5 protein-coding genes, 1 tRNA gene and 1 rRNA gene are annotated in these 13,904 nt (G+C 69.9%); 1 reads left to right on the forward strand and 6 read right to left on the reverse strand.

The annotated features are described in order from the left end of the window. Nucleotides 1-173: 173 nt before the first annotated feature. The 3 genes from ACZ7G3_RS13385 to ACZ7G3_RS13395 all read right to left on the reverse strand — a co-directional run bounded on the left by ACZ7G3_RS13385 (nt 174) and on the right by ACZ7G3_RS13395 (nt 9,675). On the reverse strand, nt 174-2,930 hold the full coding sequence (locus ACZ7G3_RS13385; RefSeq protein ID WP_470925410.1) for a DNA translocase FtsK: 2,757 nt from the start codon (nt 2,928-2,930) through the stop codon (nt 174-176). A 160-nt stretch (nt 2,931-3,090) separates the two neighbouring features. After that, entirely contained in the window at nt 3,091-3,765 is a 675-nt protein-coding gene (locus ACZ7G3_RS13390) for a response regulator (protein ID WP_470925412.1), read from the reverse strand. Between the two features lie 435 nt (nt 3,766-4,200). Then, nucleotides 4,201-9,675 carry a HAMP domain-containing protein gene (locus tag ACZ7G3_RS13395; protein WP_470925414.1) on the reverse strand — a complete coding sequence of 1,825 codons (5,475 nt, stop codon included), beginning with the start codon at nt 9,673-9,675 and terminating at the stop codon, nt 4,201-4,203. Between the two features lie 394 nt (nt 9,676-10,069). Here ACZ7G3_RS13395 and ACZ7G3_RS13400 point away from each other — a divergent pair, with 394 nt between their 5' ends. After that, nucleotides 10,070-12,817, forward strand: a complete 2,748-nt coding sequence (locus ACZ7G3_RS13400) for a SpoIIE family protein phosphatase (RefSeq protein ID WP_470925416.1) — start codon at nt 10,070-10,072, stop codon at nt 12,815-12,817. Nucleotides 12,818-12,884: 67 nt separating this feature from the next. Here the strand turns inward: ACZ7G3_RS13400 and ACZ7G3_RS13405 are convergent. From ACZ7G3_RS13405 to rrf, 3 genes are all read right to left on the reverse strand, one after another. Next, nucleotides 12,885-12,960 (reverse strand) — tRNA-Thr (locus ACZ7G3_RS13405). A gap of 78 nt (nt 12,961-13,038) precedes the next feature. Further along, on the reverse strand, nt 13,039-13,701 hold the full coding sequence (locus ACZ7G3_RS13410; protein WP_470925436.1) for a DegT/DnrJ/EryC1/StrS family aminotransferase: 663 nt from the start codon (nt 13,699-13,701) through the stop codon (nt 13,039-13,041). Nucleotides 13,702-13,816: 115 nt separating this feature from the next. Then, nucleotides 13,817-13,904, reverse strand: a 5S ribosomal RNA gene (gene rrf, locus ACZ7G3_RS13415); the annotation flags it as partial.

The raw sequence follows: 13,904 nt of genomic DNA on the forward strand, positions 1-13,904 counted from the left end.
GTACGCCATCGGATCGACCACGCGTCCCGATGGTGGATTACCTGTTTGTCGTTTCCCTCAACTTGACGTACGCCATGGCTGAACGGTTGCTCAATGATCCCTAACGGGTCAGTCACGAACGGCCGCCGGCCGCCGTGACCCTCCCTCCGGGGGAACCCCGCGCGTACCGTTCCCTACCCCTCAGACTCCCCCCGGATGACCGCGAGCACGCCGTCCAGCTCGTCAGGCTTCACAAGAACGTCACGAGCCTTCGAACCCTCGCTCGGCCCGACGATGCTCCGCGACTCCATCAGGTCCATCAGCCGCCCGGCCTTGGCGAAACCGACGCGCAGCTTGCGCTGCAGCATGGAGGTGGACCCGAACTGCGTGGAGACGACCAGTTCCGCCGCCTGGCACAGCAGGTCGAGGTCGTCGCCGATGTCCTCGTCGATCTCCTTCTTCTGCTTGGTGCCGACGGTGACGTCGTCCCGGAAGACGGGCGCCATCTGGTCCTTGCAGTGCTGGACGACGACCGCGACCTCTTCCTCGGTCACGAACGCGCCCTGCATACGGGTCGGCTTGTTCGCGCCCATCGGCAGGAAGAGGCCGTCGCCCTTGCCGATCAGCTTCTCGGCACCGGGCTGGTCGAGGATGACCCGCGAGTCCGCCAGGGAGGACGTCGCGAAGGCCAGCCGGGAGGGCACGTTGGCCTTGATCAGGCCGGTGACGACGTCCACGGAGGGCCGCTGGGTGGCGAGCACCAGGTGGATGCCGGCCGCGCGCGCGAGCTGCGTGATCCGCACGATGGCGTCCTCGACGTCCCGCGGCGCCACCATCATCAGGTCGGCCAGCTCGTCCACGATCACCAGCAGGTACGGGTACGGCTGGAGCTCGCGCTCGCTGCCCTCGGGCGGCTTGACCTTGCCCTCGCGCACCGCGCGGTTGAAGTCGTCGATGTGCCGGTAGCCGTAGGCGGCGAGGTCGTCGTAGCGGAGGTCCATCTCCCGTACGACCCACTGGAGGGCCTCCGCGGCCCGCTTCGGGTTGGTGATGATCGGCGTGATCAGGTGCGGGATGCCCTCGTACGCGGTCAGCTCGACGCGCTTGGGGTCGACCAGGATCATCCGGACGTCCTCCGGGGTCGCCCGCATCATGATCGAGGTGATCAGGCAGTTGATGCAGGACGACTTGCCGGAGCCGGTGGCGCCGGCGACCAGCATGTGCGGCATCTTCGCCAGCGAGTGCATGACGTAGCCGCCCTCGACGTCCTTGCCGAAGGCGACCAGCATCGGGTCGTCGTCCTCGGCGGACTCCGCGAGGCGCAGCACGTCGCCGAGGTTGACCATCTCCCGGTCGGTGTTGGGGATCTCGATGCCGACCGCGGACTTGCCGGGGATCGGGCTGATGATCCGCACGTCGGGGCTGGCGACGGCGTACGCGATGTTCTTGGCCAGTGCGGTGATCCGCTCGACCTTCACGGCGGGCCCGAGCTCGACCTCGTACCGCGTGACCGTCGGCCCGCGGGTGAAGCCGGTGACGGCGGCGTCGACCTTGAACTCGGTGAAGACGGTCGTGAGCGAGGCGACTATGGCGTCGTTGGCGGCGCTGCGCGCCTTGCCGGGGCCGCCCCGGGTGAGCATGTCGAGGGCCGGCAGGGAGTAGGTGATGTCGCCGGAGAGCTGGAGCTGCTCGGCGCGCGGCGGCAGGTCCCGTTCCTTGGGGAGCGGGGTCTTGGTGAGATCGGCGACGACCGCCGTGCCCTCGCCGGGGTGGCCCTGGTGCGCCTTGTCCTGCCTGAGCTTGCCCGGTTGCGGGCGCGCGGCCGGCACGGGCGTGGGAGTGGGCGTCGTCGACTCGCGGTCCCCCGTGGTCACGCCCTGGGTGAGGTCGGCGACCAGCGGCGAGGGCGGCATCCCGTGCAGCACGGCGCCGTCGAGCGCGGCGGCGGCCGCGGCGGCGACGTCCACGGCGTCCATCGGCCGGTTCGCCTCGGGCCGCGGCGCGGTGGACCGCCGGGGCCTGCCGCGACGCCGGGTGAGCGCCTCCTGCTCGGCCGCGTCGGGGTCGTACGGCTGTGACGCCGGTCCCCCGCGTCCGCGGCGCTTCGCGGGCAGCGCCTCGCGCCACTGTTCCTCGTAGCGCTCGTCGTCGTCGCCGAACGCGTCGGCCTCCGCCTCCGGGTCACGGACCAGACCGAGCCGCACACCGAGCAGCCGCAGCCGCTGCGGGATGGCGTTGACCGGCGTGGCGGTGACGACCAGCAGCCCGAAGACGGTGAGCAGCACCAGCAGCGGCACCGCCAGGACGTCGGTCATCGTGTACGACAGGGGGGTCGCCGCGCCCCAGCCGATGAGGCCGCCGGCGTCCCTTATGGCGTGCATGCCGTCGCTGCGGGCCGGTGAGCCGCAGGCGATGTGCACCTGGCCGAGGACGCCGATGACGAGCGCGGACAGGCCGATCACGATCCGGCCGTTGGCCTCGGGTTTCTCGGGGTGCCGGATCAGGCGCACGGCGACGGCACCGAGCAGTATCGGCACCAGCAGGTCCAGCCGGCCGAAGGCACCGGTCACCAGGATCTCGACGAGGTCGCCGACGGGGCCCTTGAGGTCGGCCCAGGTACCCGCCGCGACGATCAGCGCGACGCCGAGCAGCAGCAGCGCGACACCGTCCTTGCGGTGCGCCGGGTCGAGGTTCTTCGCCCCGGCGCCTATACCGCGGAAGACGGCGCCGACGGCGTGCGCGATGCCCAGCCAGAGGGCGCGTACGAGCCGGTAGACGCCACCGGTCGGGTTGGGTGCCGGCCCCGGCGCGGGCTTCTTGGCCGCGGCCTTCTTGGCCGGCGCCTTCTTCGCGGGTGCCTTCTTCGCAGCGGCCTTCTTCGCCGGAGCCTTCGCGGGAGCGGCCGCCTTCTTCGCGGGCTGCTTCTTGGCTGCGGAGGGACGTGAGGCCATAGGTGTGAGGTTACCGGGGGAGACGGCGGTCGACACGTGTGCCCACCGCTTCACCCGTTCGTGTCGCCCGCGGGAAAGTCCGGAACTGACGCCTCCGGTACAGCCGCTGACATGCCCTCACCAGTCGGGCCCGCCGGTCCTCCCGGCCCGCCCACGGACCTCAGTTGACCGCGGTCTGGCCTCCGGACGAGCCCGGCTCCAGGGCGTCCAGTGCCCGCCGCAGTCCGGTGAGCTTGCGCTCCAGATGGGCCGCCGTCGCCACCGCCGCCGCGTCCGTCGACTCGTCGCCGAGTTGCTTGGAGAGCGCTTCCGCCTGCTCTTCGACGGCCGCCAGCCGTGCCGACAGTTCGGCGAGCAGCCCGGCGGGTTCCTTGGTCTCACCGCCCGCGGCCTTGCCACCGCCCTCCAACTGGAGCCGCAGCAGCGCCGCCTGCTCGCGCAGCTGGCAGTTCTTCATGTAGAGCTCGACGAAGACGGAGACCTTCGCGCGCAGCACCCACGGGTCGAACGGCTTGGAGATGTAGTCCACCGCACCCGCCGCGTACCCGCGGAAGGTGTGGTGCGGGCCGTGGTTGATCGCGGTGAGGAAGATGATCGGGATGTCCCGGGTCCGCTCCCGTCGCTTGATGTGCGCGGCGGTCTCGAAACCGTCCATGCCCGGCATCTGGACGTCCAGCAGAATGACCGCGAAGTCGTCCGTGAGCAGTGCTTTGAGCGCTTCCTCCCCGGACGATGCCCGCACCAGCGTCTGATCGAGCGCCGAGAGGATCGCCTCCAGCGCCAGCAGATTCTCCGGCCGGTCATCGACCAGGAGGATCTTGGCCTTCTGCACCATGGCCCGCCCTCCTCGCCCCGGCGTGGGGCCTCCCCTGTCCGCAGGACTTGGGGCAGCACCGGCGGGCGCCGCCCCAGGGGACGACTCCCTTGCGCCGCCCGTCCTTGTGCCGGTCATCGTAGCCGCACCCCGCCTGTCGCCACACCCTGTCACCGTGATGTCACTGTGCACGTAGCAGAAACGCAGCGGGGGACCAGAAGGTTCCCCGAATCCCGTACTTCTACACGGCTTCGGGCACACTCGGTCAGCAACCGCGTGTGGACACCGAGGCTTCCCGCCACTCGCGCGCACCCCACGTTCGCACACCGCCCGCACGCGCCGCGCGGACGGTGCCCGTACGTACCACGGACACCGCGCCCCGGCGTACCACGGCCACCGTGCCCGACCGTACCGCAGGCGGACCGACCGGACGTACCGTCCGGTGCCCGTCCGAACCTACTCCTCCCGCATCCACTGCTGCATCACCGTCAGCAGGTGATCGGGGTCGACCGGCTTCGTCACGTAGTCGGAGGCACCCGACTCGATGGCCTTCTCCCGGTCGCCCTTCATCGCCTTCGCGGTCAGCGCGATGATCGGGAGGCCTGCGAACTGGGGCATCCGGCGGATCGCCGTGGTCGTCGCGTAGCCGTCCATCTCGGGCATCATGATGTCCATCAGGACGACCGCCACGTCCTCGTGCTGCTCCAGGACCTCGATGCCCTCGCGTCCGTTCTCGGCGTACAGCACGGACAGGCCGTGCTGCTCCAGGACGCTGGTGAGCGCGAAGACGTTGCGGATGTCGTCGTCGACGATCAGCACCTTCTGCCCGCCGAAGCGGATCCCCCGGTTCGGCTGCGGCGCCGCCTCCGGCCCGGCGCCCGGCTGCTGCTCCTGCGCCGAGGACCGCACTTCGGTCTCCGGGACCGCCTTGCGACGGCGCCGGAACAGCGCCGCGGCGCCGTTCTGCGAGTCGTGGTACGACGTCACCTCGGCCGGCGGTTCGGCTCGCGTCCCCGGCAGCTCGGCCATGGCGCCCGGAGACGCGAGCACCCCGCCGGGCTCCAGCGACGGAAGGGGCTGCTGGTAACCGTGGGCGGGCAGCTCGCTCGGGTGCAGCGGCAGGTAGAGCGTGAACGTCGACCCACGGCCCGGCTCGCTCTGCGCGTGGATCTCACCGCCCAGCAGCTGCGCGATCTCCCGTGAGATGGACAGTCCCAGGCCCGTACCGCCGTACTTGCGGCTGGTGGTGCCGTCGGCCTGCTTGAACGCCTCGAAGATCACCCGCATCTTGCTGGCCGCGATCCCGATCCCGGTGTCGCTCACGGAGAACGCGATCAGCTCCGCGTCCGGGTCGCTCATCGAACCGGCCTCCAGCAACTGCTCCCGGATGGCCTGCGGAACCTCGTCGCGGGCCGGCCGGATGACCAGCTCGACCGCTCCCGAGTCGGTGAACTTCACCGCGTTGGACAGCAGGTTGCGCAGCACCTGGAGCAGCCGCTGCTCGTCGGTGTGCAGCGTGGCGGGCAGCTCCGGCGACACCCGCACCGACAGGTCGAGGCCCTTCTCCGCGGTCAGCGGCCGGAACGTGGCCTCCACGTAGTCGACGAGCTGGACGAGCGCGATGCGCGTCGGGGAGACGTCCATCTTGCCCGCCTCGACCTTCGACAGGTCGAGGATGTCGTTGATGAGCTGGAGCAGGTCGGAGCCGGCGCCGTGGATCGTCTCGGCGAACTCGACCTGCTTCGGGGACAGGTTCGCGTCGGCGTTGTCCGCGAGCAGCTTGGCCAGGATCAGCAGCGAGTTGAGCGGCGTACGCAGCTCGTGCGACATGTTGGCCAGGAACTCGCTCTTGTAGCGCATGGAGACCGCGAGCTGCTCGGCACGCTCCTCCAGGACCTGCCGCGCCTCCTCGATCTCGGTGTTCTTCACCTCGATGTCGCGGTTCTGCTGCGCCAGCAGCTCGGCCTTCTCCTCCAGTTCGGCGTTGGACGACTGGAGGGCCTTCTGCCGCTGCTCCAGCTCCTCGGACCGGTCACGCAGTTGCTCGGTCAGTTCCTGCGACTGCTTCAGCAGCACCTCCGTCTTGGTGTTGACGGAGATGGTGTTGACGCTCGTCGCGATCATCTCGGCGATCTGGTTGAGGAAGTCCTTCTGGATCTGCGTGAACGGGGTGAAGGACGCCAGCTCGATGACGCCGAGCACCTGCCCCTCGAACAGCACCGGCAGGACGATCACCTGGGCGGGCGGAGCCTCTCCGAGCCCGGAGGAGATCTTCAGATACCCGCTCGGCGCGTTCTCCACGAGGATCGTGCGCTTCTCCGCGGCGGCCGTGCCGACCAGCGCCTCCCCGGGACGGAACGAGGTGGGCATGGAGCCCATCGAGTAGCCGTACGACCCGAGCATGCGCAGCTCGTACTGGTCACCCTCGGCGCCGGCCTGCTCCTGGCCGTCGACGTGCGGCATGGCGAGGAAGAACGCCCCGTGCTGCGCGGAGACCACCGGGGTCAGCTCGCTCATGATCAGCGAGGCCACGTCCTGGAGGTCGCGGCGTCCCTGCATCAGCCCGGAGATACGGGCCAGATTGCCCTTGAGCCAGTCCTGTTCCTTGTTGGCGATCGTGGTGTCGCGCAGGTTGGCGATCATCTTGTTGATGTAGTCCTGAAGCTCGGAGATCTCCCCGGAGGCGTCCACGTCGATCTTCAGGTTCAGGTCGCCGCGCGTCACCGCGGTCGCCACGCGCGCGATGGCACGCACCTGCCGGGTGAGGTTCCCGGCCATCTCGTTCACGGACTCGGTCAGGTCCCGCCAGGTGCCGTCGACGTCACGCACGCGTGCCTGACCGCCAAGCTGCCCCTCCGTACCCACCTCGCGGGCCACGCGGGTGACCTCCTCGGCGAAGGAGGACAGCTGGTCGACCATCGTGTTGATGGTCGTCTTCAGCTCGAGGATCTCCCCGCGCGCGTCGATGTCGATCTTCTTGGTCAGGTCGCCCTTGGCGATGGCCGTGGTGACCATGGCGATGTTGCGCACCTGACCGGTCAGGTTGGACGCCATCTGGTTCACCGACTCGGTGAGGTCCTTCCAGGTGCCCGCCACGCCCGGCACGTGCGCCTGGCCGCCCAGGATGCCGTCCGTGCCCACCTCGCGAGCCACCTTGGTGACCTGGTCGGCGAAGGAACTCAGCGTCTTCACCATGGTGTTGAAGGTGTCGGCGAGCTGCGCGACCTCGCCGCGCGCCTCGATCGTCACCGTCCGCGTCAGGTCGCCGTTGGCGACGGCGGCGGCCACCTGGGAGATGTTCCGCACCTGGACGGTGAGGTTCTTCGCCATCAGGTTGACGTTGTCGCTGAGGTCCTTCCAGATGCCCACGACACCGGGCACGTGCGCCTGCCCGCCGAGGATGCCCTCCGTACCCACCTCGCGGGCCACGCGCGTGACCTGCTCGGCGAAGGAGGACAGCTGGTCGACCATCGTGTTGACGGTCGTGACGAGCTCGAGGATCTCGCCCTTGGCGTCGACGGTGATCTTCTTCGACAGGTCGCCCTTGGCCACCGCGGTCGTGACCTCGGCGATGTTGCGGACCTGCATGGTCAGGTTGTTGGCCATGCCGTTCACGGACTGCGTGAGGTCCTTCCAGGTGCCGGAGACGCCCTGCACCTCCGCCTGCCCGCCGAGGATGCCCTCGGTGCCCACCTCGCGCGCGACGCGCGTGACCTCCTGGGCGAACGACGACAGCTGGTCCACCATCGTGTTCAGGGTGTTCTTCAGCTCCAGGATCTCCCCGCGCGCGTCCACGGTGATCTTCTGCGACAGGTCACCGCGGGCCACCGCCGTCGCGACCTGCGCGATGTTGCGCACCTGCGCGGTCAGGTTCCCGGCCATGCCGTTCACCGAGTCGGTCAGGTCGCGCCACACACCGGCGACCCCGGGCACCTGGGCCTGACCGCCGAGGCGTCCCTCCGTGCCCACCTCGCGGGCGACCCGGGTCACCTGCTCGGCGAAGGCGGAGAGCTGGTCGACCATCGTGTTGATGGTGTTCTTCAGCTCCAGGATCTCCCCGCGCGCGTCGACGTCGATCTTCTGCGACAGGTCGCCCCGCGCCACGGCCGTCGTCACCTGGGCGATCTGCCGCACCTGGGAGGTCAGATTGCCCGCCATGAAGTTGACGGAGTCCGTCAGCTCCTTCCAGGTCCCCGACACCCCGTCGACGCGGGCCTGACCGCCGAGGCGGCCCTCCGTGCCCACGTCCCGGGCCATCCGGGTCACCTGGTCGGCGAAGCTCGACAGCTGGTCCACCATCGTGTTGACGGTGTTCTTCAGCTGGAGCATCTCGCCGGAGACGTCCACGGTGACCTTCTGCGACAGGTCGCCGTTGGCCACCGCCGTCGTCACCTGGGCGATGTTGCGCACCTGCCCCGTGAGGTTCCGGAACGCGGTGTTGACGGAATCCGTCAGGTCCTTCCACGTCCCCGCCGCACCCGGCACCTGCGCCTGGCCACCCAGCTCACCCTCGACACCGACCTCACGGGCCACACGGGTGACCTCGGCACCAAAACTCGACAGCTGGTCCACCATCGTGTTGACGGTGTTCTTCAGCTCCAGCATCTCGCCGGCCACGTCCACGGTGACCTTCTGCGACAGGTCACCGCTGGCCACCGCCGTCGTCACCGCGGCGATGTCACGCACCTGAGTGGTCAGGTTCCGGAAGACGGTGTTGACGGAATCCGTCAGGTCCTTCCAGATCCCCGCCGCGCCCGGCACGTTCGCCTGGCCGCCGAGCTGCCCCTCGCCGCCGGTCTCGTTGGCCACGCGCGTGACCTCGTCCGCGAAGATCCGCAGCGTCTCCGTCATCTGGTTGATCGTCTCGGCGAGCTGCGCGACCTCGCCGCGGGCCGGCACCGTCACCTTCTTCGACAGGTCGCCGTTGGCGACCGCGGTCGTCACGTGGGAGATCTCACGCACCTGGGCCGTCAGGTTCCCGGCCATGGTGTTGACGGAGTCGGTGAGCTCCTTCCACACCCCGGCCACGCCCGGCACCTGCGCCTGCCCGCCCAGGGCGCCCTCGGTGCCGACCTCGCGGGCGACGCGCGTCACCTCGGACGAGAACGCGGAGAGCTGGTCCACCATCGTGTTGACGGTGTTCTTCAGCTCCAGCATCTCGCCGGCCACGTGAACCGTGACCTTCCGGGACAGATCACCCTTGGCCACCGCCGTCGTCACCAGCGCGATGTCCCGCACCTGCGCGGTGAGCCGGTACGCCATCGTATTGACGGAGTCCGTGAGGTCCTTCCACGAACCGGACATTCCGCGCACCCGGGCCTGGCCGCCCAGCTTGCCCTCGGTGCCGACCTCGCTGGCCACCCGTGTGACCTCGTCCGTGAACGTCGACAACTGGTCGACCAGGTTGTTCACGGTCCGCCCGACCTTCAGGAACTCACCGCGCAGCGGCTGCCCGGTGCCCTCCGCCGTCTGCGTCCGCAGTTCCATACGCGGTGACAGGTCACCGTCCGCCACCGCCGACAGCACCCGGCTGACCTCGGAGACCGGCCGTACGAGGTCGTCCACGAGCGCGTTCGAGTTGTCGATCGCGGTCGCCCAGGACCCCTCGCAGGCGCCCGTCTCCAGCCGCTCCGTGAGCTTTCCCTCACGCCCGACCATGCGCCGCACCCGGGCCAGCTCACCCGTGAGGTGGAGATTGCGGTCGGCCACCTCGTTGAAAACCGCCGCGATCTCCGACATCACGCCGTCGCCGGACACGGTGAGCCGCTTGCGGAAGTTCCCCTCCCGCATGGATACGAGGGCGGCGAGCAGCCGATTCAGCGCGGCCGTGTCCACGGTCGTACTGCCACCCCGCGTTTTGCCCTGGTTACTCAGGGACTGTCCGCCTTTCGCGCGCGTCTTCGTGGCCCGCGTCGCTGCGCCAGACTCCACTGTGTCCCTCCCGCAGGGGTCGACCGTTACTGCTGTGCCCGGGTGCCACCGCTCGGCGGACCGGTTACTGCCGCGTTCTTCTGTGCTGCCGCGCGATCCGAACCGGCTCGCCGGACCGCTTCCAGGGCTGCTGCCCGCCGCACTCGGCGCGCATTCAACCTGCCCTGACCTTCATAGGAAGCCTGCCCAGTGTTTCACCCCGGCCGAACCCGGCCATAACAGTTCGGCAGCTTCGCACATCGTCCGCACACCCTCTGGGCGGAAACACTGCAGACCGGCATCCGCGCGGACGGCGAAGGTAAGTAACCTTGCATGCGGCTGTCGGGCCACGCCGGTGCGTCCGGTCTGGGCGGCGGTGGCACGGAGACGAGCGGGCATCGGAGGGGCGGCCGGAATGACCACCGGACTGATCCCGGGGGAGCAGCCCCCGGATCCCGGGCCGACGGGTGGGCTGCCGCAGCAGCGGAGTGAGCCGGTCGGCCATGAGGCCGTGCCCGGGGAGAGAGTGTCGAGGAGTTCTGTGATCACCGCGCGCGCGGCCGCCAGCTTCGAGCCCGTCGGACGGTCGGTGGCGAGCGCCCGGTCCTTCGTCCGGGACACGCTCCAGGGCTGGGGCCATGCCGACATCGTCGACGACGCCGTGGTGCTCACCAGCGAACTGGTGACCAATGCCGTGGTGCACGCCGGCACCACAGCCGATGTCGTCTGCCTGCGCAGCGACGACGGCGTACGGATCGAGGTGGCCGACCACTACCCGGAGCGCGAGGTCCCCCTCCAGGGCTCCCCCGCCCAGATGGGCAGCCTCGACCGGGAGGGTGGTCGGGGACTCCAGCTGTGCGCGGCCCTGGCCGACCGCTGGGGCGTCGAGTACACGTCCACCTTGAAGAACGTCTGGTTCCATCTCCACCTCCCGCAGCGCCCGGTCGGCACCCGCGCAGCAGGCCCCTCCCTCCCGGCGGATCTCCTCCCCCTCGCCGACGCCCGCGTCCGCGTCGCCGTCGTGCAGATCGACCGCGCCGGCGCCGTCTCGTCGTGGAACGAGGACGCCGAGGAACTCTTCGGCTATCCCGCCGATCAGGTCACGGGCAAGCCGCTGACCGACCTCGCCGCCTGGCCGCACACCCCCGGCACCAGCACCGGCATCGTGGAGGCGCTCCAACTCTCCCGCTGGGAGGGCAGCTACGGCATAAGGGGCGCCAACGGCCGTGTCACACCCGTCTATGCCTCCCACCTCCGCGTCCGGGACGCCGCCGGTGAGCCGTCCACGGTCTGCCTCCTCGTCCGGGAGCACGAACGCGCGGTCCTGCAGACGCCGTCGCGCGTACCGTCCTCCGACTCCTCCTCCGAGGGCCAGAGTGCCGACCCCTTCGAGGTGTTCATCGGCTCCCCCGCCCCGGACGATCTCGACGGCCTCCTCCAGCGCACCGTGGAACGCGCCCGCGACATGCTCGACGCCGACGCCGCCTTCCTGCTCCTGGCGACCGACGACGAAACCGAGTTGGAGGTCCGCGCCTCGACCGGCCTGCCCTCCGCCCGCCAGCGCTTCGCGCGCGTCCCGGTCGAGGCCGGCCCCGGCCGCTACGGCTCCGCGCGCATGCCCGCCGTCCACGACGACCTCGCGGCGGTCCCCGGCGCCGTCCCCCTGTTGAACGGCACGGGCATGCGCTCGGTCGTCACCGTCCCCCTCAAGGTCGAGGGCCGCCTCACCGGCTCCCTCGGCGTCGCGGCCGAGTCCTCCGGCCGGTACTCCAACGAGGAGGCGCTGCGCCTCCAGTTCGCCGCCGACCGCATCGCCCTGGCCGTCGAGTCCGCCCGCCTGGGCGAGTTGGAACGGCTGCGCCGCGGCTCGCTCAGCTTCCTCGTGGAGGCGTCCGACCTCCTCGCCGGCACCCTGGACCGCGATCAGACGCTGGCCCTGATGGCGCAGATGACGGTCCCGACCCTGGCCACCTGGTGCGCCGTCTACACGATCGCCGACCAGGCGTCGGAGCCGTATCTCTCCTATGTCCTGCACGAGGACGAGGAGCTCATCGACGGCATCAAGTCCCTGCTGTCGAAGATCGCCCCACCCGACCCGGTGCCCACCCCGGGCGCCCGTGTCTGGCCGGCGCCCGGTGAAGTGGCCCACCAGGCGGCACTGCGCACCTCCATGCGGGACCTCGGCCTCAACGGCGGCCCCACGCGCCAGCTCAGCAGCGGCATCGGCCCGACCCTCGCCACGGCCTCCGCGGTCGGCGGCGAGACCGTGGTCCTCCCGTTGGTCGCCCGCAACCGCGTCATCGGCATGCTCACGCTGGGCAAGCCGACCGACGAGCACTTCCGCCAGGAGATCCTCGAACTCGCCGAGGACCTGTCCCGCAGGGCCGCCCTGGCCCTGGACAACGCCCGCCTGTACTCGGAGCGCACGGCCATCAGCCAGTCCCTCCAGCGCAGCCTCCTGCCGCCGGAGCTGCCCCTGATCGACGGCGTCGAGGTCGAGGTCATCTACCGCGCGGCCGGCGAGGGCAACGAGGTCGGCGGCGACTTCTACGACCTCTTCCCGATCAGCGACGGCGCATACGGCTTCGCCATCGGCGACGTCTGCGGTACGGGCCCGAACGCGGCGGCTGTCACGGGCCTGGCCCGGCACGCCCTGCGCCTGCTGGCCCGCGAGGGGCTCAGCGGTCCGGCGGTCCTGGAGCGCCTCAACTCGGCCATCCTCGACGAGGGCGCCCGCAGCCGCTTCCTCACACTGCTGTACGGCGAGATGCGCCCGCAGGAGGACGGCGGCGCGGAGCTGAAGGTGGTCTGCGCCGGCCACCCCCTTCCGCTCCGCCTGCGCCAGGACGGCACGGTAGAACCGGCAGCGGAGCCTCAGCCTCTCCTCGGTGTCATCGAGGACCTGGAGCTGTACGAGCAGACGGTCACCCTCGACCCGGGTGACGTCCTGCTCTGTGTCACGGACGGCGTCACCGAGCGCCGTGAGGGCACGCGCATGCTGGGCGACGACGGCCTCGCCGACGTCCTCACGACGTGCACGGGCCTGACGGCCGGCGCGGTGGCGGCCCGCATCATGCGCGCGGTCGAGCGCTTCGCGTCGGACGCACCGTCCGACGACATGGCGATTCTCGCGATGCGCGTCCCGGAGCCGCACACGGACTAGCGCACCGGACCCGGGACCGGATCCGGGTATGCGAAAGGCCCCGCCCAATCGGGCGGGGCCTTTGCGGTGGAGCCCCCAAACGGAATCGAACCGTTGACCTTCTCCTTACCATGGAGACGCTCTGCCGACTGAGCTATAGGGGCCTGTTGCTTTCCGGGGTTTCCCCCGTGGCAACGGAATAGATCATACCCCGAACGGGCGGGTGGTCCCAACCAGGGATTTCAGTACGCGGCCTGGAGAAGACCGCCGAGGGTGTTGCAGGCGGACACGATCCGCTGCATGTCCCGCTTGGTCAACGAGGCGTCGACCGGCAGGGCGAGCGTCTCGTTCGCGGCCCGCTCCGTTTCCGGCAGCGACACGCACCGCCGGAAGCCGGGCATCCGGTGCACCGGCGTCTTCACCGGCACCCGGCACTCGACTCCCTTGCCCCGCACGGCCCGGGCGAACGCGTCACGGTCCGGCCGCCCGTTGCCGGGCACCCGCACCACGTACTGCTGATAGGTGTGCCCGTCAGCCCAGTCCGGGATACGCACGCCCCTCAACTTCCCGTCGAGGTAGGCGGCCCGCTGCCTGCGCTGTGCCATCTCCTCGTACGACATGTCGGAGTCGACCTGCTCCAGCACCAGCAGCCCGTGCCGCTGCCCGACACTGTGCAGCGCCGTCATGTCCGCCGGCCTCCCGAACCGGTGTACGGCCACCACGGCCGCGCTCCGCGGTGTCAGCGCCGCCTCCACCGCGCTGGCGTCCAGGCAGTACGTCTCCGGGTCTATGTCCGCGAAGACCGGCAACGCGCCGATCAGAGCGACGGCTTCGGCGACTTCCGCGTTGCCGAAGGCAGGTACGACGACCTCGTCGCCGACTCCGACGCCGGCGGCCCTGAGCATTGCTGCAGTACCCATACGAGTGATGGTCGTAGCGCAACGTGAACTTGAAGTGACGGACGACAAAAAAGGGTTGGACCCAGAACCGAAAGTTCTGGGTCCAACCCTTTGAATGATTGTTCGGCGGCGTCCTACTCTCCCACAGGGTCCCCCCTGCAGTACCATCGGCGCTGTAAGGCTTAGCTTCCGGGTTCGAAATGTAACCG

The organism is Streptomyces sp. NPDC037271 (assembly GCF_055603605.1).

Excerpts from the sequence above, each read along its gene's own strand:
- ACZ7G3_RS13385 (WP_470925410.1), bottom strand. The coding sequence starts at position 2,930 with ATGGCCTCACGTCCCTCCGCAGCCAAGAAGCAGCCCGCGAAGAAGGCG.
- ACZ7G3_RS13390 (WP_470925412.1), bottom strand. The coding sequence starts at position 3,765 with ATGGTGCAGAAGGCCAAGATCCTCCTGGTCGATGACCGGCCGGAGAAT.
- ACZ7G3_RS13400 (WP_470925416.1), top strand. The coding sequence starts at position 10,070 with ATGACCACCGGACTGATCCCGGGGGAGCAGCCCCCGGATCCCGGGCCG.
- ACZ7G3_RS13410 (WP_470925436.1), bottom strand. The coding sequence starts at position 13,701 with ATGCTCAGGGCCGCCGGCGTCGGAGTCGGCGACGAGGTCGTCGTACCT.